Here is a 23,716-nt window from a genome sequence, read left to right as displayed (position 1 = left end):
CCTAATTATATTCTAAATATCTTTCTTACGCGATCCAAAAATGGTTTTTTCTTTTTAGCATCTTCATGATAACCATTAGCATACGATCCATAACCATAGCCATAACCATAGCCATAACCGTAACCATAGCCATATTTTGCTTTCTGGTCATAATAGTTATAAATGAAACTAATATTTTTAACTTCATTTTTCTTATGCTTATCGTTAATTAGATTAAGCATTGCCTTTTTAGTATAATCTTGTCTCACCACATAAATTGAAGCATCTGCATATTCTAACAATTCCATAGCATCTGCCACTAAACCAACAGGTGGAGTATCTAAAACAATATAATCGTAAGTTTGTTTTAAGGTCTCTATTAGCACATCCATTCGTTCACTAATTAAGAGCTCGGAAGGATTTGGTGGTATTGGACCAGAAGTTATAACATCTAAATTATCGACTAGTGTTTTTTGAGTAACTTCTTCTATAGTTTTTTGTCCAATTAAATAGTTTACTGCTCCAATATCATTCTTAATTTCAAAATCCCCAAAAATCTTTGGCTTTCTTAAATCTAATCCAACTAGTATCGTTTTCTTTCCGCTTAAAGCGAAAACCGTTGCAATATTTATGGAGCAAAACGTTTTTCCTTCTCCACTAATAGACGAGGTTACCATTACAGTTTTAGAACCTTCTTTATTGTGTTTTTTGTACATGTACTGCAAACTCGATCGAATGGCTCTAAACGACTCTGCTACTGCAGATTTTGGCTTAGTATGTACTGCTAAATTATTAGGTGTTGTGTTTTTACCTACAACTCCTAAAATTGGAATATTAGACAGTTTTTCAATTTCTAACGGACTGTGTAAGTTATTATCCAAATACGTCATTACAAACGCAAGTAGTAATGGTAAAATCATACCACCAAATACTGCAAAAACATATCTTGAATTTAAATTTGGTCCTGTTGCTCCTCCTCCAGTATCCTTTGCTGGATCTACAACTATAATGTCTGACACGTTAGAAGCCTTAATAATGTCTGCTTCTGCACGTTTTGCCAAAAACACATTATATTGTTGCTCGCTAATGGAGTATTGACGTTCTATATTTAATAGTTTTTGTTGGTCTTCTGGAAGCCTACTAAACTGGTACTCTGCTTTAGATAATTTAGAGTTTATACTTTTTAATTCTTGCCTTAATCCATTGGTTGACGAGCTAATATTCTCTAATAATACTGTTTTTAAACTTTCTATTTGCCTATTTAAATCGTCAAAAATCGAAGCATTACTTCTTACTGTCGATTCGTATTTTGCTTTTTGTACAGAAAGCTGATTAATTTTTGAAACATTACCTAAAATATTTCCATCATCGATTCCTGCTATAGAAGGTGCAGGAACATCTGTAAAGGTGTTACTTGTTTCTAAGTATCTTTTTAAAGTGGCATAATACGCTAGCTTTCGGTTTATATCTTCTTTTTCTATATCGTAATTCGAAAGTTTTTCGGTTAACTTCACACTTTCTTCATCGATATTAAAAATTTTATTTTTCTTTCTATAATCGTTTAACTCGTCTGAATTTTCGGTTAATTGGTCTTTAACACGTTGCAATTGGTCGTCAATAAACTTAATTGTATTTGTTGCAAACTGGTTTTTTCGATCTAGTTGGTCTTCACTTAAAATAGTAACTGTTGTGTTTAAATAATCTACAATCTTCGCTTTATTATAATCCACCATACTAAGGTTTAGAATAGGTGAATTTTTAGGGTTGTTTACTACTAGGCTAGATTTGTACTTACTAGCCACAGTATTAAAAGCGTTAAACTGAACAAAATATTCTGCTCCAGGAATAGCCTTTCTTTTTTCGGCTAAATCAATTACTCCTTTTAAAAATGGCAATCTAATAGTGTCGCCTAGCTTAAATGTTTGCTCAAATTCTCCAGGTGTAATATCTAAAGTAGATTTCTTTTTGGTTAAAAAATTTTGAGTTGAGACTAAATTTTCGGTAAAAGTGGCAGATAATTTATAGCTTTCATCATCTAAAAAAGTGACTTTTAAAGGTGTGTTTAAAACCTGCTGAAAATCCTTTTCGGGATACAGCCTAAAAGGTGCTGCTGTATAAATATCGTCTTTTCTAAATCGAGATTGTTTTAAATAGGTGACATAAAACTGAAGCCTATCTACTACTTTTTCGTGGTGAGATCTCGATTTTAAAGTATTTATCATTGTTTTTACTTTAGCCGAAACACCTCCATAATTAAAAATTAAACTGGTATTTGAAGTAAACAATGGGTTTTTATCGTCTTCTATAGAAATTTGAGTCCCAAGTTTATATTTTTTTTGCTGTCTGATATTTTGTTGATACACAATAAAAACACCTATTCCAATACAGATTAAGAAAAACTTCCAGTAACTTAAACTTCTAAACAGAAACGACTTAACATCGAATGCCGTTTTAGACTCTAAACTTTCAAATTCGTCATTCATAATGAAATGTTTATAGGTTTTTTACTAAGAAATAGGTAGATACTAATACAGAAAATATCGAGGCTATTGTAGTTAATGTTTGTGTAGCCGTTTCTCCTGCTCCTAACGCTTTACGTTTTAGAGGCTTTACCAAAATAATATCGTTAGGTTGTATGTAATAATAAGGCGATTTTAAAGCGGCAATATCTGTTAAATCTATATGGTGTATTTTTTGTCCTTGAGGATATTGACGTATAATTAGAACATCTGTTCGATCTCCTGTAGGCTTTATATCTCCAGAATTTGCTAAGGCTTCAATTATATTTACTCGGTCTTGATATAGCGTTAAAACACCAGTACTACCAACTTCTCCTGTAACTGTATAACGTAATCCTGCAAGTTTTACAGTGACAAAAATTTGAGCAGTTTCTTTAAAATATTGTGCTAATAACTCGGCTTTTACTTTTTCTTCAATTTCTTCAATAGTAAATCCTAATACATTAATTTCGCCAAGAATAGGAAACTCAATATTTCCATGTAAATCCACAGTAAAGCCATTAAAATATAAGCTTTCTTGTCCTCTACCAGTACCTTGATTTTCAACAGGATTAAATATTTCTGTTAATTCTTTATCTAAAGCTTTAACATTAATGCTCAAAATATCGTTAATTTGAACACGATAAGGCTTAGATAATTCCTTTAATAATAGTGAGTCACTAACAACAGTTCCTTTATCCTGAAGATACACAACATCTTTGTTAGTAATACAAGAGGAACTTAAGATACTGATTACTATAGCAATACAAAAGATTAATTGTCTCATTTTTGGGTCACAGTTTGATCACAAATATAGCCTTTCATCGTGAATAACAAAACTTTTATCGGATTTTTTGGTTTTTTATCCGTTATTTGTGAAAAAATTGAACACTTGAATTATTTAACTGTTGAAAATATTGCCAAGTCTTATGGAGAGTTAACACTCTTTAAAGACATCTCGTTTAGTATCCATAAAGATCAAAAAATTGCCTTTGTGGCTAAAAATGGGACTGGCAAAACATCTATACTTAATATATTAGCCAAACTAGACCAACCTGATGCTGGTAATGTTATTTTTAGAAAAGACGTAAAGGTTTCTTTTTTACCTCAAGAACCTGTATTAGATCAAAACCTTACAGTTGAGGCTACTATTTTTAATGCAGACAACCCTGTTTTAGATATTATTAAGCAGTACGAAGATGCATTACAACACCCAGAAGATACAGAAGCTTACCAAACAGCTTTTGAGCTTATGGATGTTAATAACGCTTGGGATTTTGAGACGCAATACAAGCAAATTCTCTCTAAACTTAAATTAGATAATTTACAACAAAAAGTAAGTAGTTTGTCTGGTGGACAAAAAAAACGGCTCTCTTTAGCCAATGCACTTATTAATAAACCAGACCTTTTAATTTTAGATGAGCCTACAAACCATTTAGATTTAGAAATGATAGAATGGTTAGAATCTTTTTTTGCAAAAGAAAACATTACACTGTTTATGGTCACACACGATCGCTACTTTTTAGAGCGTGTTTGTAATGAAATTATAGAACTAGATCATGGAAAATTATATAGTTATAAAGGAAACTACTCGTATTACCTAGAAAAAAAGGAAGCTAGAATAGAACAAGAAACTGTAGAAACTGGTAAAGCAAAACAACTTTATAAAAAAGAATTAGATTGGATGCGTAAGCAGCCTAAAGCAAGAACCACAAAATCTAAATCTAGGATAGACGATTTTACAGAAATTAAACACAAAGCTCACCAACGCAGAAAAGACCATCAAGTGCAACTAGAGCTAAATATGGAGCGATTAGGTAGCAAAATTTTAGAACTCCATAAAGTCTCCAAAGCCTATAAAGACAAGGTGATTTTAAATAAGTTTGATTATACCTTTCAAAAAGGAGAACGTGTTGGTATTATTGGCAAAAACGGAACAGGCAAAACAACGTTTCTAAACATATTAACAGGAACAGACCAACCTGATTCTGGCAAAATTACCAAAGGAGAAACGGTTAAATTTGGTTATTACACACAAGCAGGAATTACACCAAAACCACAACAAAAAGTAATTGATGTGGTTAGAGACTTTGGAGATTATATTCCTTTAAAAAAGGGACGTCAGATTAGTGCACAACAACTTTTAGAACGCTTTTTATTCGATAGAAAAAAACAATACGATTTTGTAGAAAAACTTAGTGGTGGAGAACGCAAACGTCTCTATTTATGCACAGTCCTTATTCAAAACCCAAATTTTTTAATTTTAGATGAACCTACAAACGATTTAGATATTGTAACGCTAAATGTTTTAGAAAGCTTCCTCTTAGATTTCCCTGGCTGTTTACTTGTTGTTTCTCACGACCGTTATTTTATGGATAAAATTGTAGATCACTTATTTGTGTTTAGAGGCGAAGGTGTTGTTGAAGATTTTCCAGGAAATTACAGTGATTTTAGAGCTTACGACGATAGCAAATCTGTAGAACCTGAACACGCAGAAGACAAAAAAGAAAAGCAAAACTGGAAAAAAGATAGCAACGTTAGTTTATCGTATAACGAGCAAAAAGAATTTAATAATCTAGAGAGTAAAATAAAAGCCTTAGAGTACGATAAAAAAGAATTGGAAGCTAAGTTTAACAATCCAGAACTAGAGCAAGACAAAATCCAAGAACTTTCACTAAAGCTTCAAACTATTATAGATAGTATTGAAGAAAAAGAAATGCGCTGGTTAGAACTCTCAGAAAAAATGGACAATTAAATGCGAAAACTAATATCTGCATACATAAAATTTTGGTTAAAGTCTAAAAACCAACATGGCGTACAATCGCCTTTTGTATATGATTTTGTGACGCAATGTTTTTATGATAAAACTAAATACGATACTTATAAACAGTTAGCAAACTACAAAACGGACTTGTTAAACAATGACACTTCTATAGAAGTTACAGATTTAGGAGTAGGCTCGCAAGTGATGAAAAGTAATACCAGAATTGTTTCTAATATTGCTAAAAGTGCAGGAACAACTTCTCACAGAGCAAAATTATTTTTTAGAGTTGTTAAGTATTTTAAATTTGAAACTATTTTAGAATTAGGCACCTCAATGGGAATTGCCACTCATGCTATGCATCTTGGTAATCCTGAAGCACAAATTACTACTGTAGAAGGGTGTCCAAATATTTCAGCATTTACAGCGCAAACTTTCGAGAGGTTTCAGCTTAAAAATATAACCATTACAACAGGTGATTTTAATGAAGTTACAAAAACACTAGCTTCAAACACTTACGATTTGGTGTATTTTGATGGCAATCACCAAAAAGAAGCTACGCTTAACTATTTTAATACCCTTTTAAAAACAGCGCATAACGATTCGGTTTTTATTTTCGACGATATTTATTGGTCTAAAGGCATGACCGAAGCTTGGGAAACTATAAAACAACATCCAAAAGTAACCGTAACTATTGATACCTTTTTTTGGGGAATAGTCTTTTTTAGAAAAGAACAAGCCAAAGAGCATTTTACAATTAGAGTATAACATGGGATTCTATTGGATACTTATTGCTTTAGTACTTGGCTATATATTTGTGATTTTAAACAATAAAAAGCAAAAATAATACGCGTCATTTCGAGTGATTTTGAGGCACGAAAAATTGTATCGAGAACCCTTTAAACAAACAAATCGCATTTACTTTCTAAAATTTATTCATTTTCAATCCTAAAATTCACTCGAATTGACGAATTTTATCGAAACGAAAATGAGCTTTATAATTTTAATACTATGAAAATTTACACAAAAACAGGAGATAAAGGCACTACAGCACTTTTTGGTGGCACACGCGTTCCTAAACACCACATTCGTATAGATAGCTATGGCACTGTAGATGAATTGAATTCTCATTTAGGTCTTATTCGCGATCAAAACATTAACCAAGACTATAAAAATAGTTTAATAACCATACAGAATAAGCTGTTTACTGTTGGCGCAATTTTAGCCACAGATCCTGAAAAAGCAACATTAAAAAGCGGGAAAGAACGTTTAAATATTCCAAAAATTTCTGCGGAAGACATTGCGCTATTAGAACAGGAAATGGATACAATGAACGAAAGCTTGCCTCAAATGACGCATTTCGTATTACCAGGAGGACATCAAACAGTGTCATTCTGTCACATTGCACGTTGTGTTTGCCGTAGAGCAGAGCGTTTGGCTTCTGCACTTAATGAGTTAGAACCTTTTTTACCAGAAGCTCTTACCTATTTAAATCGTTTATCAGACTATCTTTTTGTGTTGGCACGAAAATTGTCTTATGATTTGCAAGCAGATGAGGTAAAATGGATTCCGCAAAAAACGTAATCCTTTAAAAAAAACTATTTTAATCTGTGATTTATTAACACTGCAAAACACTTTATTATCAAGTAGTTTCAGTGAAAAGAAACGTTCTTTCAACTTATTGAAAAAATAATTCACTTTTTTCTTGACTATTTAAACTAAAAATTTATTTTTGCAAAAATTAAACGCACAAAGAAATGTATTGGACATTAGAATTAGCATCGTATTTAAGTGATGCACCTTGGCCAGCAACTAAAGATGAACTAATTGATTACGCAATTAGAACAGGAGCTCCTTTAGAAGTTGTTGAAAACCTACAATCTATAGAAGATGAAGGAGACTCATACGACTCTATCGAAGAGATTTGGCCTGATTATCCAACAGATGAAGACTACCTCTGGAACGAGGATGAGTATTAAAAAATAAACTATTGCATTAAAAAAGTCTCAATTAGAGGCTTTTTTTGTGTTTTAATTCGATATAAAACAACAACAAAACGTATCTTTGAGAACCTTTTTATAAGGTTTTATAAATACAAATAACAATCAAAAATTATTGACACCTAATTACAAACCAAAGGTTTCAATAACTATAAAACATACAACACATGAGTTTTTTAAATTCTGTACTAAAAGTGTTTGTTGGCGATAAGTCTAAGCAAGACGTTAAAGCCATAACACCATTAGTAAACGAAATCAAAACCTTTGAAAAAGCTATTGAAGCCTTATCTCACGACGAGTTAAGAGCAAAAACAGCTCAATTTAAAGCAGAAATCGCAAAAGCAAGAGCGCCTTTCCAAGAACGTATAGACAATTTATTAGCAGAAGCAGATGCGACTGAAGATATTGATAAGCGCGAAGACATCTATCAAGAAATTGATGGTATTAAAGACGAATCGTACACAGCTACAGAAGACGTTTTAAATACAATCCTACCTGAAGCCTTTGCAGTAGTTAAAGAAACTGCAAAACGTTTTACACACAATACAGAAATTACAGTAACTGCAAACGAATCTGATAGAACATTCTCTGGAGAAAAAGCGTATGTTACGCTAGATGGTGACAAAGCCATTTGGGCAAATTCTTGGGATGCAGCAGGTAAACCAATTACTTGGGACATGATTCATTACGATGTGCAGCTTATTGGAGGTATTGCACTTCACCAAGGTAAAATTGCCGAAATGCAAACAGGAGAAGGTAAAACCCTTGTCGCAACTTTACCTGTTTACCTAAATGCCTTAGCAGGCAAAGGTGTTCACTTGGTTACCGTAAACGACTACTTAGCAAAGCGAGATAGTGCGTGGATGGCTCCTATTTTTGAGTTTCATGGTATGACTGTAGATTGTATAGATTACCACAAACCAAACTCCGATGCACGACGTAAAGCCTACAATGCAGATGTTACTTATGGTACAAATAACGAATTTGGTTTCGATTATTTACGCGATAATATGGCAAATGCTCCAGGCGATTTAGTACAACGTCCACACCATTATGCGATTGTAGATGAGGTGGATTCTGTTTTAATAGATGATGCCAGAACACCATTAATTATTTCTGGTCCAATCCCAAAAGGTGACGAGCATGAGTTTACAGAATTAAAACCTAAAGTTGAAGATATTGTAAGTATTCAACGTAAATATTTAGTTGGTGTTTTAGCCGAAGCAAAGAAATTAATTGCTCAAGGAGATACTAAAGAAGGTGGCTTTTTACTATTAAGAGTTTATAGAGGTATCCCAAAAAACAAAGCTTTAATTAAGTTTTTAAGTGAAGAAGGTATAAAGCAATTACTTCAAAAAACAGAAAATACGTATATGGCAGATAACAATCGTGAGATGCCAAAGGTTGATGCTGAGTTATACTATGTTATTGAAGAAAAAAACAATCAAATAGAATTAACAGATAAAGGTGTTGAGCATATATCTGGTAAGGATAATCCAGAATTTTTTGTGATGCCAGAAATTGGTTTAGAAGTTGCAAAAATTGAAGCTAAAGGTTTATCAAAAGAGCAAGAAGCAGAAGAAAAAGAAGATTTATTTAGAGAATTTGGTATTAAATCGGAGCGTATTCATACGTTAAACCAATTACTAAAAGCTTATGCTTTATTCGAAAAAGATAACCAATATGTGGTTATGGACAATAAAGTAATGATTGTAGATGAGCAAACAGGTCGTATTATGGATGGTCGTCGTTATAGCGATGGATTACACCAAGCGATTGAAGCTAAAGAAAATGTAAAAATTGAAGATGCGACACAAACTTTTGCAACGATAACGCTTCAAAATTATTTCAGAATGTATCGTAAACTGTCTGGTATGACAGGTACTGCTGTAACAGAAGCTGGCGAATTTTGGGAAATCTACAAATTAGATGTGGTAGAAATTCCAACAAACAGACCCATTGCACGAGACGATAGAGAGGATTTAGTGTTTAAAACGAAACGCGAAAAATACAATGCAGTAATTGATGAGGTAACACGTTTATCTAAAGCTGGCCGTCCTGTATTAATTGGTACAACCAATGTAGAAATTAGTGAGTTGTTAGGTAAAATGTTATCGATTAGAAAAGTCCCTCACAATGTATTAAACGCAAAGCTCCACAAAAAGGAAGCAGATATTGTTGCAGATGCTGGTAATCCAGGACAAGTAACTATTGCAACCAATATGGCTGGTCGTGGTACAGATATTAAATTAAGTGACGAGGTAAAAGCTGCTGGTGGTTTAGCCATTGTTGGTACAGAGCGTCACGATTCGCGTCGTGTAGATAGGCAGTTACGTGGTCGTGCTGGTCGTCAAGGAGATCCAGGAAGCTCGCAGTTTTATGTGAGTTTAGAAGATAATTTAATGCGTTTGTTTGGTTCTGAGCGTATTGCTAAAATGATGGATAAAATGGGATTAAAAGAAGGCGAAGTAATTCAGCATTCTATGATTTCAAAATCTATTGAGCGTGCACAGAAAAAAGTAGAAGAAAACCAATTTGGTGTTCGTAAGCGTTTGTTAGAATATGATGATGTAATGAACTCGCAACGTGAGGTAGTTTACAAGCGTCGTTATAACGCCTTAAATGGTGAACGACTTCGTGTAGATTTAGCCAATATGATTTATGATACGTCGGAAAACATTACTGAAACTAATAAAAATGCGAGTGATTTTAAAAATTTCGAATTTGAATTAATTCGTTATTTCTCAATGAGTTCGCCTATTGATGCTACAGAGTTTAACAAATTATCTGTTCAAGAGATTTCAAACAGAATTTACAAAGCAGCATTTGATCATTACAAAGCAAAAATGGAGCGTAATGCAGAAATTGCTTTTCCAGTAATTAAAGATGTTTACGAAAACCAAGGCGATAAGTTTAAGCGCATTGTGGTTCCTTTTACAGATGGTGTAAAAACGTTACAAGTGGTTACCGAATTAGAAACTGCTTATAAAACTAACGGAAAACAACTAATCCACGATTTTGAGAAAAATATTACCTTGGCTATTGTAGATGATGCTTGGAAAACCCATTTACGTAAAATGGATGAGTTAAAGCAATCTGTACAATTAGCAGTCCACGAGCAAAAAGATCCTTTATTAATTTATAAATTTGAATCTTTCGAGTTATTTAAATCAACGATAGATAATGTAAACAAAGAGGTAATCTCCTTCTTATTTAAAGGCGAATTACCAACAGAAACTACAGATGCTATTTCTGAAGCTAGGGAAGTGCGTAAAAAAGAGAATTTAAAAACTCAAAAAGACGAAATCCCTAATTTAGACGAGCGTTCTGCACAAAACAGAGCTGCAGGAAACACACAACAACAAAGACAAGTTGTAGAAACTATTGTACGCGATGCTCCAAAAATTGGACGTAACGACAAAGTAACTATTAAACATGTTATGAGTGGTGAAAACAAAACAGTAAAATATAAACAAGCAGAACCTTTAATTGCTAAAGGCGAATGGGTTTTAGTGGAGTAACACTTATTCCTGTTTAAAACAGGAATCTTACACCTATAAAATCCCGAAGTTAATCGCTTCGGGATTTTTTTTGTACCATAATATATAAGCACAATAAGGATTATGTACGTGCTTTTAAAAGCTAATAAAAAGAGTGCCACGTCGTTTCGTTGTTACTACATGCAAAGACATATTCATTTTTATTTCGTAGTTTTAATACAACAAAAACTATAAATCATGCTTAGAAATATACTAGCAACCATAATAGGTTTAGTTGCAGCAAGCCTTACCATTACTATAATCGAAAAATTAGGCATTATGCTATTCCCTTATCCAGAAGGTGCACAACCACAAGATATGGAATGGTTAAAAAACAACACCAATTTAATACCAAAAGGCGCAATGGTTAGTGTTATAATAGCGCATGGAGTTGGCATTGTGGTTGGAATGTTTGTTGCAGGTTTAATCTCTAAAACCTCAATGATACCAGCTTATGTAGTTGGAGGTGTAATGCTACTGGCTACTGTAGCTATGTTAATAATGATTCCCTCTCCTATTTGGTACACCATTTGCGATGGATTAGGAGTACTTATTGGGTTTTTATTTGGTAAATCTTTGGCGCAGAATAAGGTGATTTGAAACTTTAGTTTAGTTTGTTTCTAAACTTAAAAAATGATAGCTTCGTTTATCGAATGGTATTAAATATAAAACGTTTGATAGCAAGAATACTTTGTGTTTAATTATGACGAACGACTTTACATTTGAATTAATGGCTATTGGAGTATTAATACTTACATATTTTACTCTGTACTATTTATCCAAATTCATAATCAAATACGAACTACAAAAGAAAAAAACGAAAAGAATATCTAATGCTAAAACTTATAAAACGGTCACAAGACGAGGAGAAAATTTTGAATATGAATTTCCGTTTAATCCGAATTTAGACGAATTTTGGATAAGATTATTTGCCAAAGTATTTGACTATGGTTTTTATTTAGGAATATTTTATTTGATTGACAGAATTTTAATCGAAAAAAGTATATATCCATACGTGTTAGCATTTTTAGCTTTATTTATTATAAATCCGATATTCGAATCCTTGACTGGCAGAACATTTGGAAAATATATTTTCGGAATGAGAGTAATTGATGACTTTGGAGAAAATCCATCATTTTTGACTTCTTTCATAAAAAATTTACTTCAGCTTTTCAGTATAGTTTTTTATGTATTATCAAGTACGACAATATTAGAAGATGAAATGTTTTTCCATAATAAAAGAACATTTACATATACGATTTGGAATAAAGACAAAGAAAAAATATTAACTGAATTAAATAACTAAACACAACACCTTATATAATTTATTGCTTGGTTCTAGCCTACTTACGAAAATCCTCGCGGATTTTCTATTCGGTTTTTATTTGCTAAATTAGGTACTTAAACACGCAACGAAATCATACACAAAACCATTAAACGAACCCTAATAAAAAACACTACAAGCTAAAACCAATGAAAAAAGCAATCCGCTTACAAAGACAACTTTTAATTTTTGGAATTCCATTATTAATTATTGGTCTAATGGCTATTATTGCAAAGTCATCAATTTTTAAGACAAATCCTGATAAACTAGCTATTGGTATCACTTTCGATCTTTTATTAATAGTCCCTTTTATTTATTATTTACTTATTAGAAAAACGAGTATTCCCAAAACTACAGTTGTTCCATTTTTAATATTAGGTGTAATTATTTGTACTGTAATATTACCTAAAGAGAACCAATACTATTTATCACTTTTTAAAACTTGGATGCTACCAATTGTTGAGTTATCGGTTGTTACGTTTGTAATTTATAAAGTTAGAAAAGCTTTACGTACATACAAGCTTAAAAAAGACACGACTTCAGATTTTTTTACGACTTTAAAACATACCTGTTCCGATATATTTCCTAAAGGTATTGTGATGCCAATAGTTACTGAAATTGCTGTTTTTTATTATGGGTTTATATATTGGAAAAAAAGAGAGCTAAAAGTCAATGAGTTCTCTTATCATAAAAATAGCGGAACCCTTAGCTTACTTGTTGCTTTAATTATTATTATAGCTGTAGAAACTGTTGTGTTACATCCATTACTATCTAAATGGAGTGTAATTGCTGCTTGGAGTTTTACCTTTTTAAGTCTCTATTCTGGAATACAACTTTTTGGGTTTTTAAAATCAATGCTTAAAAGACCAATTGTTATTAATACTAAAGCATTAGTTCTCAACTACGGCATAATGAACGAAGTAACCATAAACATTGAAGATATTGATAGTCTAGAGCTTAATACTAAAGATATTGTGCTTAACAATGACACTCGAAAACTTTCAATTTTAGGAGAATTAGAAAGCCATAATTGTATCCTTCATTTAAAAAAACAGTACACACTTATTGGGTTATATGGTATTCAACGCCACTTTAAAACTATAGTGTTTTATGTTGATGAACAAAACAAATTTAAAAAACAAATACTTTCAATATTAAACCAAACTCAAAACTAACTCAGGATTAACAGTATTCTCTGTATAAAACGCTAAATCATTAGCACTACAAACTCCAGGATAATCACCCAAATTACCTTGTAAATCTTTAATAATTTGAAAATGTAAATGTGGCGCATAATCGCCATTAACTTCAGCTTTTCCCAAAGTAGCTATTGTTTCGCCTTGTTTAATATCTTGTCCTATTTTTAAATTAGATAGCGATTCTAAACTCAAATGACCATACAATGTATAAAAAATAGTTCCTTTAATTTTATGCTCTACAATAATTGTTGGTCCATAATCTCCAAAATTAGTGTTGTTTTTAAAACTATGAATTCTGCCATTAAATGCAGCTAAAACAGTTGTTCCTGCTTCACACCACAAGTCTAAACCTAAATGGATTTTACGTTGGTGTTCTGGCTCTTGCTTGGTAAAATATGCGCTACGAGTGTATAGGTTTCTATGCTCTAAATAGCCACCAAAAGCGACTTTTGCATTTTTATGTTGCAAATAGGAATTGATATACTGTTCCCAAGCTTTGGACGATGCAATATCAAACTGGTTTAAATCTGTGTTATTTTTGGATAAATCTATCGCAACATAATCCTTTTTGCTAATTGTAGCATCTATTACTGTTACGCCTTCGGAAGGAATTTCGGATAAAAGAGATGTTAAAAAAGAAGCATTCATTTTAATAAAAAATTAAACTCAAATGTAATTAATTATTGCGTAATGGTATTGCTATATTTTGCATTAGTCATAATCGTTTTGTTTACACCATTCTCTCTTATTTAGAACTACAATTTTTACTATTTAGCTTTTGATTTGTACTCGCTGCAAAGTCAATGATGTGTTTAAAGTTTTTAAAAAAAAACAAAAAAAATATATTTGACATATAATTTGGCATTATAAATGTACGTTTCTGGATTATTAAATTAGTCTATTTACAGTATCTTTACACAGTTAATAATTAACCTTATGAATAAATTTTTAAAATGGCTTATGCTTGCATTATTTGCAGTTGCCATTAGTGTTTTTTGCTATTCTTATTTTAACGATGGCATTTTTAATAAACCATTGAGTCCTAAAAAAACAGTAAGTTTTAAAGTTGAGGATTTAGAAGTTGAAGTGTTTTACAACAGACCATCCAAACGCGAGCGTCAGGTTTTTGGTGCTTTAGTGCCTTATGATAGAGTATGGAGAACAGGAGCAAATGAAGCCACTACTTTTGAAACTAATAAGGATTTGGTGATTAACAACATGCGATTAGAAAAAGGAAAATATACAGTTTGGACAGTTCCTGGAGAAAAATCTTGGAAAGTAATGTTTAACTCCAAACACTATAAATGGGGCGTTAACGAAAAAATGGAACCAATGTGGGATCCAAACTTTGATGTGGTTGAAATTGAAGTCGAAACTCAAGCGATAAACACTACTGTAGAGCAATTTACAATCGCTTTTGATAACTCCACAGATAACCTAAAACTCACTATGGCTTGGGACAATACCAAAATAGAAGTGCCATTACAACAAGCCAGTAAATTACAAGCATTAAAAAAATAGTCTTACCTTAGAGTAACAATCTCTTATTTGTGGCAAAGAAAAACAAATCTGCTTTAGAAGAAAAAAAAGGTGTTTCCTCACAGGAAATAACAAGTGCTAGCGCTATTTCCAAAATTAAAAAAAGCAGAAAAAAACAGCTCACCACAAAAGCGTTAATAGCTTCTATTTTAAAAGGAAACATTACAGCTTTAAGTCAAGCCATAACTTTAGTAGAAAGTAAAAACCCAAAACATCTTGAAAAAGCAAATGCCATTATAAAAGCCTGTTTACCACATGCCAATAGCTCTTTTAGAATTGGTATTACTGGAGTTCCAGGTGTAGGTAAAAGTACTTTTATTGAAGCGTTTGGCACTTATTTAACCACAATTGGTAAAAAAGTGGCTGTACTTGCTGTTGACCCAAGTAGTACCTTAACCAAAGGAAGTATTTTAGGCGATAAAACCCGAATGGAAGATTTGGTTAAAAACGAAAATGCGTTTATTAGGCCTTCGCCTTCTGGAGAATCGCTTGGTGGTGTGGCTCGCAAAACTCGCGAAACCATTATTCTTTGCGAAGCTGCAGGTTTCAACGCTATACTAATTGAAACTGTTGGAGTTGGACAAAGCGAAACTGCTGTTCACAGTATGGTCGATTTCTTTTTATTACTTAAACTCGCAGGAGCTGGAGACGAATTACAAGGTATAAAACGTGGTATTATTGAAATGGCAGATGCTATTGCTATTAATAAAGCCGATGGCGAAAATAGTAAAGCTGCCAAACTCGCAAAAGTAGAATTTAATAGAGCCTTACATTTATATCCTGAAAAAGCAACAGGCTGGCAACCTAAAGTTACTACTTGTAGCGCAATTAATAACGAAGGGATTGATAAAATCTACACTATAATAAAAGAGTATTTATCACTGACTTCCAAAAACTCCTATTTTGACAAAAAGCGCAGAGAACAGAATAAGTTTTGGTTAATACAAACTATTGAAGCGCAACTAAAAAGTGATTTTTTCAATACTCCTAAAATTAAAACAGAACTTAAAAAGCAATTGAATTTAATTGAAAATAATGAAACTACACCTTTTGTGGCTGCAGAGTATTTGTTAGGATTAGCGTAATTAACACAAGACTGCTAATATAATTTTCGCTTTTGTAATAACCACAAATAATCGTTAGTTTCGTTTAATAACATTACTAAGCTACAATACTAAAAAAACAAATAACAGATGTGGAAAATTATAACACTAGCCATAGTATTATTTATACTAACTACTTTTATTGTAAGAAAAGTTTTTAATAGTATTTACAAAAGAGAATATAGTACTAAAGCTCGAAAAAGTTGGGGATCAAGAATGTATTATTGGCACTTTGTTATAATGATAAGTGGTGCAATTACAACACTTATATTGTATGTTTTAAAATGGAGAGGTCTTTTGAGTTTTTAGGAGTCTTATAACAATTTCGCTATACTTCTTTAATTATTTTTTTTATAAAATCCACAAAATTCAGATACCTTTTATAAAAGAGTTTATTTAATGATAACGACCAATAAGTTGGTTTGCTTCTAAACTTAAAAATTACTAGCTTCGTTTAACGACTGATATTAAACATTAAAACGTTTGATATTAAGAGTGTATTGGTATCAATTTAAACATAAAAACGAAAATTATGAAAACAAAAAACATTTTACTCGGAATTTTTTCTCTAATGACTTTTGTAACTTATGCGCAGACTGAAAGGAGTGAAAAAACAGAAACAAAGACTGCCGTGACTGAATTAAAAGTGAAAACGGAAAATTTTGAAGAATTGAAAAACTTTGACTGGAATATGGTTGAAGAAATGTTTGCAGAAAATGATGCTGAACAAGAAATCACTCTTGCGTTTGCATACGTAAACAATTCTGAAATTGATAAATCGAAAGTTCGCGTTAACAACTTTGAGATGAAATTAACTGGAAAAACATCTGATTTAGACAAACTGACAACAAGACTTAAAAAATCTTTTGATAAACTGAACGAAATTGATGGTCAACCTATAAAAAACTAAAGCCAATACTGGCTATAAGCAATTACGGAGCGTGGGTTTGTCTAGAAATTCTTGACAGATTTTTAAAATAGTAATTTTCAACTAAATTAACCACTAAACACGCAACTACTCATAGCCGAGACCGTTAAACGAACTCCAAAAACTCACAAAACCCAACTACAAAAAATTAGCTTTATACCACTCTACTTGCGCTTTAACACCTTCTAAAAGAGTGGTTTGTGGATTATAATTTAAAAGTTTTTTAGCTTTATCTATATTCGCCTTAGTACGCAATTGATCTCCTGCTCTAGCTGCAACATGATCTAGGTGTATTGTTTTACCAATTACCTGCTCAACAGCTTCAATACCATCTTGTGTAGTATGCTCTACTTCTGTTCCAAGATTTATAATTTCGCCATCTACTTTTGCTTCATTAGTAATTACACTTACAATACCATCTACAATATCGCCAACATAAGTAAAACTACGCAAGTGGCTCGCACTACCTTGGTATAAAGGAAATGCTTTATCATTAAAAGCACAAGCAATTAATTTGGTGTACATTTTTTCTGGACGTTCGCGAGGTCCAATTACAGAATACAAACGTAAAGAACACGCTTTAAAGAGTTGTTCTCTACTTTTTTGAAGCACTAACTGCTCTGCAGCCAATTTAGTCACACCATAATGCGATGCTGGTTTTGGAGCTATACTTTCTGGAAAAGTAGCCTCTAATCCATAAATGGAAGAGGTTCCTATATTTACAAATAGCTTTAAATCACTAAGTGTTAAGGCATAATCTATTAAATTTTTTGTGGCTAGTATGTTATTTGTAAAGTAATCCTCAAAAGTAGAAGTCGATGATATACCTGGTTGTGCAGCAAAATGAAAAATATAATTTATATCCTTTGGCAATGCTTCCGCTAAATTAGCATCTCTTAAATCGTGTTTTAAAATTGCAATTCCTTTTTCGGCTAAAGCCTTTTGGTTTAATTGTTTAAGTGCTAAACTGTAGTAATCATTAAAATTATCTAAACCTATAACCTCGTGCCCTAAACTTGCTAAACGCTCTGCTGTGTGAGAGCCAATAAAACCTGATGCTCCAGTTACTAATATCTTCATAAATGTGATTCTGTTTTACAAAGAAACATATTTTTTTTCGATACTAATTTCAATTCTATAAAAAACAATACATTTGTAATGCATTAAAAGCCAATTATGACATACCAATTTACCATTGTTGTTCCTGTTTACAATGAGGAAGATAATCTTTTACGTGTTGAAAAAGAGCTTTTGGCTTATACCAAAATAGCTTCAAAAACCACTAAAATTTTGTTTGTAAATGATGGTTCTAAAGATAATAGCCAACATTTAATTGAAGAGATTTGTAGCAGACACGATGCTTTCGATTATATCTTATTTAAAGAAAACAGAGGCTTAAGTGCTGCTATTAAAGCTGGTTTTGATTATACTGAAACCGAATTGGTTGGTTACATAGATTCCGATTTGCAAACTGCTCCACAAGATTTTAATTTACTTTTAGATCATATAGGCACGCACGAGTTAGTGACTGGAGTTCGTGCCAACCGTAAGGATAGTTTTGTAAAAAATATGAGCTCCAAAATCGCAAATGGTATTCGTAGAAGTTTTACACACGATGGTATGGACGATACTGGTTGTCCTCTTAAAGTTATTAAAACAGAATATGCCAAACGCATTCCTATGTTTAAAGGGTTACATCGTTTTTTACCTGCGATGATTTTATTGCAAAACGGTAAAATTAAGCAAATTCCTGTGCAACATTTTCCAAGAGTTGCTGGCGAAGCTAAATTTGGTGTTTGGAATAGGCTTTTAGGTCCTTTAATGGATTGTTTCGCTTATTTATGGATGAAAAAAAAATACATTAACTACGAAGTTGCTAAACGCAAATAATGAGCGACTGGATAGTATATAGCATTGGATTTTTAGCGCAAATTCTGTTTTCTTCGCGATTAGTAATCCAATGGATTACAAGCGAAAAACATAAACGCGTAGTAACTCCTACTCTATTCTGGACGCTGAGTTTAATGGCGTCTTTCCTACTTTTTATATATGGTTATTTTAGAGACGATTTTGCAATTATGCTAGGTCAAGGTCTTACCTATTATATTTATATTAGAAATTTACAGCTACAAAACCAATGGCAAAAATTTTACGTAAGTGTACGATGGATATTATTACTTATGCCTTTGTTTGTAACTATTTTCTATTTTAATAATAACGAAATTGATGTGAATAAGCTGTTTAAAAACGAAGCTATTCCGTTGTGGTTATTACTACTTGGCATTGTTTCGCAACTCGTATTTACTTTACGTTTTGTGTACCAATGGCTGTATTCTGAGAAAAATAAATCGTCCTCTTTACCGTTTGGGTTTTGGGCTTTAAGTTTAATAGGGTCACTACTAATACTTACTTATGCAGTATTAAGGCAAGATCCTGTTTTATTGGTTGGTCATACTTTAGGTGCCATTATTTATGTTAGAAACCTTATTTTATTAAAAAAACAAAATGCCTGAATCTATTAAAAACTACCCTTTATTAAGCCTATGTTTGCTAATTGCACTAATGCTTTTACCAAATTTAGACACATTACAGGTTACTATAATGGAAGCCAGAAATTTTATTACTGCCAGAGAAATGATTCTGCATGATAACTGGTTATTAACCACCATGAATGGCGAAGCACGTTACCAAAAACCACCTTTACCAAGTTGGCTTTCTGCTCTTTCTGGATTAGTTTTTGGTGTTAAAAGTGTATTCGCCATGCGATTACCAGCTATATTAATGCTAATGGTTTTAGCCTCTTACACGTATGAGTTTTCTAGAGCAATGGTAAAAAGTAGAGCGCAAAGTATGGTAAATGCTTTAATATTAATTACTTCGTTTTATGTGGTTGGTATTACTGCAGAAGCACCTTGGGATATTTACACTCATGGTTTTATGATGATTGGTGTGTTCCATTTATTTAAACTCTTTAAAACCAATAAACAACTTTGGAAACACAGCCTTTTTGCTGGTTTAGCCATTGGTTGTTCTATTTTAAGTAAAGGTCCAGTATCTATTTATGCCTTATTACTTCCGTTTTTAATAGCTTATGGCATTGCTTATGGCTACAGAGATTTTAAACCTAAAAGGCTTCCTGTACTCATAACATTACTAATTGCATTGGTACTTGGTGGTTGGTGGTATTTATATGTTAGGATTGAAGATCCTGCAACTTTTGAAGCCATTACAAGTAAAGAAACTGGCAACTGGACAAGCTACAACACAAGACCCTTTTACTACTATTGGAGCTTTTTTACACAAAGTGGTATTTGGACTATTCCTGCGTTTATAAGTTTAATGTATCCTTATTTAAAACGAAGAGTAAATCACTACAAAGGCTACAGACTTGCTATTTTATGGACGATAATTGCTGTGGTTTTATTATCTATTATTCCTGAAAAAAAATCGAGATATTTAATGCCAGTATTAATTCCTTTAGCCATTACTATTGGTTTTTACATTAATTATCTCTTCCGAAAATTTAAAAATTTAAAAGATAAACGCGAAACTTGGCCAGTATATTTCAACTTTGGACTTATTGCAAGTATTGGTATTGCTGCTCCTTTAGTTCTGTATTTTATGTTTAAAAATGAATTTTCAGCACATAGCTTTCAATTCTTACTACTATCTATAGTTTTATTTACTTTGGGTGTTTTTATTTTAATTAAACTGAAAAAAAAGCATATAAAACATGTGTTTTTTCTAACTATTGCTTTTTTTATGAGTGTGTTTTTGTTTGGTTTACCTATTTATAAAACGTTAACTAGTGACAATTATAAACCAATTGATGCTTTAGCAGAGTATAACACTCAAAAAGGCATTAACATCTATGGTTTGAATTATATTGCTCCAGAAACGATTTGGCAATATGGTGATAAGATTCCTGCAATACAACGCGTAGGTAAGACATTACAGCTTCCTTTAGATGAAGAATTTGGAATGCTTGCAAACGGTATTAATCCTGAAGACCAAGCCTATTTAAAACAACATTATACCATTAAAAAGTTAAGAGCTTACGATTTAAACCAAGCGAGTAAAGACTCTAAACAATACAATTCGAGATTGTTTAGCAACTACTATTTACTGACTAAAAAGTAAATTATTTTAACTGAAATCTGGATTGCAAGTATTTATCTAATTTGTAAAATAGAAAACCAGATAATGCACCAAATAGCATTCCGCTTAAAATATCTAAAGGATAATGTACTCCAATATAAATACGACTGTAAGCCATAGCAAGTGACCAAACTATAAGTATGTATATTAAATATTTGTATTTGTAGCGTAATAATGTGCCACAAAAAATAGCAACAGCCATGGAGTTGCTAGAATGTCCAGAGAAATACCCATATTTACCACCACACCAGGATTTAAGCAAGCGCATAACTTGTACTAACTCGTCTTCGTGACATGGTCTTGGACGTTTTGCTATTACATTTTTAAACAAATTAGTCACTTGGTCTGTAAACGTAATCATTAAAGCAATAACAACTAAAGTGAGTATAAACATTTTAGTATTTAAGCGCTTATACATTAAATACATAAGCACTGCATATAAGGGAATCCAATGCAGTTTATCTGTATAAAATAGCCAAAAAGCATCCCAATTTGTTGTTCCCAACCCATTGAGATATAAAAATAATTCTTTATCTAATTCTATTAATTGTTCTAGCATTTAATAATTATTTATTAATCGTCGTAACGCGACACTTCTCTATCGTAAAAAGCAGTAGCTTCTTCAATTAAATTTTCGGTTTCCATTTCTAACTCTTTTTGATCGTGTTGGTCAAATTCTTCTAACCATTCTACCTCATCATCTTCCAAATTAATAATAAACATTGGAAATTCTGTATGGATTATGAAAATAGCGTTTGGAAAATCGGTATTGTCGCCTAATATAAATTTTGGGAGTGTCATTTTAGTTTACTTTTTACAAATATAAATAATATGTTATTCAGAATAAGGTACGAAGTGAAGAATCTAAAAATATAGAGATGCTTCGGTGTTGCCTCTTAAGGACAACTCAACTTAATTGCTGCTAAACCCAAAAATAAATAGTATTTAAATACATTTTAGATTTTGACTGCGCTCAACCAGATACTATTTAGTCTCTTTTTGTAAAATCAACTTTTTAGTTAAATAATTAAATCTGATATACAACAATATAGCAGCTGCAGATAAGCCAGCAAGTAGTCCAAGCCAAATACCAAAACTGCCATAAGCGTCTTCCTTACCTAAAAACCAGCTAATTGGAAAACCTATTAACCAATAGGAAATAAATGTAATTACTGTTGGGATTTTAACGTCTTGCAAACCACGTAAAGCACCTAAAACTATAACTTGTATGCTATCGCTAATTTGAAAAATAGCAGCTGCTAACAATAATTTTGAAGCAATACTGACCACTTCCATATTATCGTCAAAATTTACAACATCGTCAAAATCGACATACACTCGTGGCAAATAATTATTAAATATTAAAAACAGAAGCGCAAAAACTACAGCAAAAATAAAACCCATAAAAAAGAGCGAAAAGGCAATACGTCTTAACTCAAAATACTGTTTTAATCCCTTTTGGTTTCCTACTCTAATCATAGATGCTACACCAATTCCCATGGCAACCATAAAAGTCATTGAGCTTAGGTTTAAAGCAATTTGATTGGCTGCTTGCGGATTTTTACCTAACAAACCACTTAACCATATAGCTGCTGTAAATATGGCGACTTCAAAAAACATTTGCATGGCACTTGGAGCACCTAAATTTATTATTTTATTAAGCATCGCTTTACTAAGCTCAAAAAACTTAATATTGGTAACGTAGGCTTTCGATTTTTCTCTACCTTTTAGCAACCACCACAAATGACCTACCATTATAACTCTGGAAATTAATGTACCATAGGCTGCACCAACAATTCCTAATTCTGGGAAACCAAATTTCCCAAAAATTAAAATATAGTTTAAAACCACGTTCACCACGTTTGCGAGTAAAGTGGAATACATAGGATATTTAGTTAGCGATAAGCCATCACTAAATTGTTTAAAACCTTGAAATATAACCAATGGAATTAACGAAAATGCTACTAAATCTAAATACGGAATGGCTAATTCTACAACCTCAACAGGTTGTTTCATAAAGTACATTAAAGGTTTGGCAAAAAAAACGAGCAAAAATAAGAGTACACCTAAAACCGAACATAAAAACAAACCATGTTTAAAAGCCGACTTGCCTTCTTTAAAGTTATTTGCACCATCTGCCTCTGCAACCAAAGGAGTAATTGCTGTACTAAAACCAATACCAAGCGACATCGCAATAAACATAAAACTGTTTCCTAGAGAGACAGCAGCTAATTCTGCTGTACCCAATTGACCAACCATAATATTATCTACAAAGCTCACAAAAGTGTGACCAAGCATGCCTAACATTACAGGAGCAGCTAGTGTCCAGTTGTATTTAAATTCTTTAGTGTAGTCGCTTAAAACCATTTGGCAAAAGTAATGCTTCGCTTATTGGTTTCCGAATTTTATTTTGAAGGAATTTTGGCAGGTTAGCTTATCGGTTTTGTGAATGGTTAGTTGGGTGGTTTAAGCACTTAATTTAGCAAATAAAAACCGAATAGAAAATCCGCGAGGATTTTCGTAAGCTGGCGAGAACCAAGCAATAAATTATATACGTCTTAAGTTTACAATTCATTAAATTAGATAAATAAACAGAAAAGACAAAAGAGAGGAGTAAGGTTATTATATACGCAGAAGCCTAGACTTCGTCAACATTGAAAATCCCCTCTCTTTTCTACACAGATTTCG

21 protein-coding genes are annotated in these 23,716 nt (G+C 32.3%); 14 read left to right on the top strand and 7 right to left on the bottom strand.

Annotated features, from left to right (window positions below):
* Positions 1–5: 5 nt before the first annotated feature.
* Both ACVC5O_RS04950 and ACVC5O_RS04945 read right to left on the bottom strand, forming a co-directional pair.
* Positions 6–2,462 carry a GumC family protein gene (locus ACVC5O_RS04950; protein ID WP_452220362.1) on the bottom strand — a complete coding sequence of 819 codons (2,457 nt, stop codon included), beginning with the start codon at positions 2,460–2,462 and terminating at the stop codon, positions 6–8.
* Between the two features lie 10 nt (positions 2,463–2,472).
* On the bottom strand, positions 2,473–3,264 hold the full coding sequence (locus tag ACVC5O_RS04945; RefSeq protein WP_452220361.1) for a polysaccharide biosynthesis/export family protein: 792 nt from the start codon (positions 3,262–3,264) through the stop codon (positions 2,473–2,475).
* A 105-nt stretch (positions 3,265–3,369) separates the two neighbouring features.
* Between ACVC5O_RS04945 and ACVC5O_RS04940 the strand changes: the two genes are divergently transcribed.
* The 8 genes from ACVC5O_RS04940 (at position 3,370) to ACVC5O_RS04905 (ending at position 13,276) form a co-directional block, all read left to right on the top strand.
* Positions 3,370–5,232 (top strand): ABC-F family ATP-binding cassette domain-containing protein, encoded by a 1,863-nt coding sequence (locus tag ACVC5O_RS04940; RefSeq protein ID WP_452220360.1) that lies wholly within the window; start codon positions 3,370–3,372, stop codon positions 5,230–5,232.
* Complete coding sequence (locus tag ACVC5O_RS04935) at positions 5,233–6,006, top strand: O-methyltransferase (protein ID WP_452220359.1); 774 nt, start codon at positions 5,233–5,235, stop codon at positions 6,004–6,006. It begins immediately after the preceding gene.
* Between the two features lie 243 nt (positions 6,007–6,249).
* Positions 6,250–6,822: a cob(I)yrinic acid a,c-diamide adenosyltransferase gene (locus ACVC5O_RS04930; RefSeq protein ID WP_452220358.1), complete on the top strand. Its 573-nt coding sequence runs from the start codon at positions 6,250–6,252 to the stop codon at positions 6,820–6,822.
* Between the two features lie 173 nt (positions 6,823–6,995).
* The gene (locus ACVC5O_RS04925; protein ID WP_006989959.1) at positions 6,996–7,217 is read left to right on the top strand and encodes a DUF2795 domain-containing protein; all 222 of its coding nucleotides are present in this window, start codon (positions 6,996–6,998) and stop codon (positions 7,215–7,217) included.
* A 188-nt stretch (positions 7,218–7,405) separates the two neighbouring features.
* A complete protein-coding gene (secA, locus tag ACVC5O_RS04920; RefSeq protein ID WP_452220357.1) occupies positions 7,406–10,759 on the top strand; it encodes a preprotein translocase subunit SecA in 3,354 nt (1,117 codons plus the stop codon).
* Positions 10,760–10,975: 216 nt separating this feature from the next.
* Complete coding sequence (locus ACVC5O_RS04915) at positions 10,976–11,377, top strand: hypothetical protein (RefSeq protein WP_452220356.1); 402 nt, start codon at positions 10,976–10,978, stop codon at positions 11,375–11,377.
* 130 nt (positions 11,378–11,507) lie between these two features.
* On the top strand, positions 11,508–12,083 hold the full coding sequence (locus tag ACVC5O_RS04910; RefSeq protein ID WP_452220355.1) for an RDD family protein: 576 nt from the start codon (positions 11,508–11,510) through the stop codon (positions 12,081–12,083).
* A 167-nt stretch (positions 12,084–12,250) separates the two neighbouring features.
* Positions 12,251–13,276, top strand: coding sequence for a hypothetical protein (locus ACVC5O_RS04905; protein ID WP_452220354.1), 1,026 nt, complete (start codon positions 12,251–12,253; stop codon positions 13,274–13,276).
* On the opposite strand, the gene ACVC5O_RS04900 is transcribed toward ACVC5O_RS04905, so the two are convergent.
* On the bottom strand, positions 13,256–13,948 hold the full coding sequence (locus ACVC5O_RS04900; protein ID WP_452220353.1) for a peptidoglycan DD-metalloendopeptidase family protein: 693 nt from the start codon (positions 13,946–13,948) through the stop codon (positions 13,256–13,258). The genes ACVC5O_RS04905 and ACVC5O_RS04900 overlap by 21 nt on opposite strands.
* Before the next feature lie 288 nt (positions 13,949–14,236).
* On the opposite strand from ACVC5O_RS04900, the gene ACVC5O_RS04895 reads away from it, so the two are divergent.
* From ACVC5O_RS04895 to ACVC5O_RS04885, 3 genes are all read left to right on the top strand, one after another.
* On the top strand, positions 14,237–14,821 hold the full coding sequence (locus ACVC5O_RS04895; RefSeq protein ID WP_452220352.1) for a DUF2911 domain-containing protein: 585 nt from the start codon (positions 14,237–14,239) through the stop codon (positions 14,819–14,821).
* Between the two features lie 29 nt (positions 14,822–14,850).
* The gene (meaB, locus tag ACVC5O_RS04890; protein WP_452220351.1) at positions 14,851–15,924 is read left to right on the top strand and encodes a methylmalonyl Co-A mutase-associated GTPase MeaB; all 1,074 of its coding nucleotides are present in this window, start codon (positions 14,851–14,853) and stop codon (positions 15,922–15,924) included.
* Between the two features lie 550 nt (positions 15,925–16,474).
* On the top strand, positions 16,475–16,852 hold the full coding sequence (locus tag ACVC5O_RS04885; RefSeq protein ID WP_452220350.1) for a hypothetical protein: 378 nt from the start codon (positions 16,475–16,477) through the stop codon (positions 16,850–16,852).
* Between the two features lie 156 nt (positions 16,853–17,008).
* Here the strand turns inward: ACVC5O_RS04885 and ACVC5O_RS04880 are convergent, their stop codons facing one another.
* Positions 17,009–17,950, bottom strand: a complete 942-nt coding sequence (locus tag ACVC5O_RS04880) for an NAD-dependent epimerase/dehydratase family protein (protein ID WP_452220349.1) — start codon at positions 17,948–17,950, stop codon at positions 17,009–17,011.
* A gap of 96 nt (positions 17,951–18,046) precedes the next feature.
* Here ACVC5O_RS04880 and ACVC5O_RS04875 point away from each other — a divergent pair, with 96 nt between their 5' ends.
* Genes ACVC5O_RS04875 through ACVC5O_RS04865 form a run of 3 tightly spaced genes read left to right on the top strand, consistent with a single transcriptional unit; the run spans position 18,047 to position 21,010 of the window.
* Complete coding sequence (locus tag ACVC5O_RS04875) at positions 18,047–18,760, top strand: glycosyltransferase family 2 protein (protein WP_452220348.1); 714 nt, start codon at positions 18,047–18,049, stop codon at positions 18,758–18,760.
* Positions 18,760–19,383, top strand: coding sequence for a lipid-A-disaccharide synthase N-terminal domain-containing protein (locus ACVC5O_RS04870; RefSeq protein WP_452220347.1), 624 nt, complete (start codon positions 18,760–18,762; stop codon positions 19,381–19,383). Before ACVC5O_RS04875 ends, ACVC5O_RS04870 begins: the two co-directional genes overlap by 1 nt.
* The gene (locus tag ACVC5O_RS04865) at positions 19,376–21,010 is read left to right on the top strand and encodes an ArnT family glycosyltransferase (protein ID WP_452220346.1); all 1,635 of its coding nucleotides are present in this window, start codon (positions 19,376–19,378) and stop codon (positions 21,008–21,010) included. Before ACVC5O_RS04870 ends, ACVC5O_RS04865 begins: the two co-directional genes overlap by 8 nt.
* 1 nt (position 21,011) lies before the next feature.
* On the opposite strand, the gene ACVC5O_RS04860 is transcribed toward ACVC5O_RS04865, so the two are convergent.
* The 3 genes from ACVC5O_RS04860 to ACVC5O_RS04850 form a co-directional block, all read right to left on the bottom strand.
* A complete protein-coding gene (locus tag ACVC5O_RS04860) occupies positions 21,012–21,587 on the bottom strand; it encodes a phosphatase PAP2 family protein (RefSeq protein ID WP_452220345.1) in 576 nt (191 codons plus the stop codon).
* A 14-nt stretch (positions 21,588–21,601) separates the two neighbouring features.
* A complete protein-coding gene (locus tag ACVC5O_RS04855) occupies positions 21,602–21,829 on the bottom strand; it encodes a hypothetical protein (protein ID WP_452220344.1) in 228 nt (75 codons plus the stop codon).
* A 183-nt stretch (positions 21,830–22,012) separates the two neighbouring features.
* Complete coding sequence (locus ACVC5O_RS04850) at positions 22,013–23,395, bottom strand: MATE family efflux transporter (protein ID WP_452220343.1); 1,383 nt, start codon at positions 23,393–23,395, stop codon at positions 22,013–22,015.
* Positions 23,396–23,716: the final 321 nt, after the last annotated feature.

It is taken from the genome of Lacinutrix salivirga (assembly GCF_053604675.1).
Note: the sequence above shows the minus strand (reverse complement) of the source record. Positions and strands in the feature narration are given on the sequence as shown.

Excerpts from the sequence above, each read along its gene's own strand:
- secA (WP_452220357.1), top strand. The coding sequence starts at position 7,406 with ATGAGTTTTTTAAATTCTGTACTAAAAGTGTTTGTTGGCGATAAGTCT.
- ACVC5O_RS04885 (WP_452220350.1), top strand. The coding sequence starts at position 16,475 with ATGAAAACAAAAAACATTTTACTCGGAATTTTTTCTCTAATGACTTTT.
- ACVC5O_RS04945 (WP_452220361.1), bottom strand. The coding sequence starts at position 3,264 with ATGAGACAATTAATCTTTTGTATTGCTATAGTAATCAGTATCTTAAGT.
- ACVC5O_RS04850 (WP_452220343.1), bottom strand. The coding sequence starts at position 23,395 with ATGGTTTTAAGCGACTACACTAAAGAATTTAAATACAACTGGACACTA.
- ACVC5O_RS04950 (WP_452220362.1), bottom strand. The coding sequence starts at position 2,462 with ATGAATGACGAATTTGAAAGTTTAGAGTCTAAAACGGCATTCGATGTT.
- ACVC5O_RS04935 (WP_452220359.1), top strand. The coding sequence starts at position 5,233 with ATGCGAAAACTAATATCTGCATACATAAAATTTTGGTTAAAGTCTAAA.
- ACVC5O_RS04900 (WP_452220353.1), bottom strand. The coding sequence starts at position 13,948 with ATGAATGCTTCTTTTTTAACATCTCTTTTATCCGAAATTCCTTCCGAA.
- ACVC5O_RS04860 (WP_452220345.1), bottom strand. The coding sequence starts at position 21,587 with ATGCTAGAACAATTAATAGAATTAGATAAAGAATTATTTTTATATCTC.
- ACVC5O_RS04865 (WP_452220346.1), top strand. The coding sequence starts at position 19,376 with ATGCCTGAATCTATTAAAAACTACCCTTTATTAAGCCTATGTTTGCTA.
- ACVC5O_RS04875 (WP_452220348.1), top strand. The coding sequence starts at position 18,047 with ATGACATACCAATTTACCATTGTTGTTCCTGTTTACAATGAGGAAGAT.
- ACVC5O_RS04930 (WP_452220358.1), top strand. The coding sequence starts at position 6,250 with ATGAAAATTTACACAAAAACAGGAGATAAAGGCACTACAGCACTTTTT.
- ACVC5O_RS04870 (WP_452220347.1), top strand. The coding sequence starts at position 18,760 with ATGAGCGACTGGATAGTATATAGCATTGGATTTTTAGCGCAAATTCTG.
- ACVC5O_RS04880 (WP_452220349.1), bottom strand. The coding sequence starts at position 17,950 with ATGAAGATATTAGTAACTGGAGCATCAGGTTTTATTGGCTCTCACACA.
- ACVC5O_RS04910 (WP_452220355.1), top strand. The coding sequence starts at position 11,508 with ATGGCTATTGGAGTATTAATACTTACATATTTTACTCTGTACTATTTA.
- ACVC5O_RS04925 (WP_006989959.1), top strand. The coding sequence starts at position 6,996 with ATGTATTGGACATTAGAATTAGCATCGTATTTAAGTGATGCACCTTGG.
- ACVC5O_RS04855 (WP_452220344.1), bottom strand. The coding sequence starts at position 21,829 with ATGACACTCCCAAAATTTATATTAGGCGACAATACCGATTTTCCAAAC.
- ACVC5O_RS04905 (WP_452220354.1), top strand. The coding sequence starts at position 12,251 with ATGAAAAAAGCAATCCGCTTACAAAGACAACTTTTAATTTTTGGAATT.
- ACVC5O_RS04915 (WP_452220356.1), top strand. The coding sequence starts at position 10,976 with ATGCTTAGAAATATACTAGCAACCATAATAGGTTTAGTTGCAGCAAGC.
- ACVC5O_RS04895 (WP_452220352.1), top strand. The coding sequence starts at position 14,237 with ATGAATAAATTTTTAAAATGGCTTATGCTTGCATTATTTGCAGTTGCC.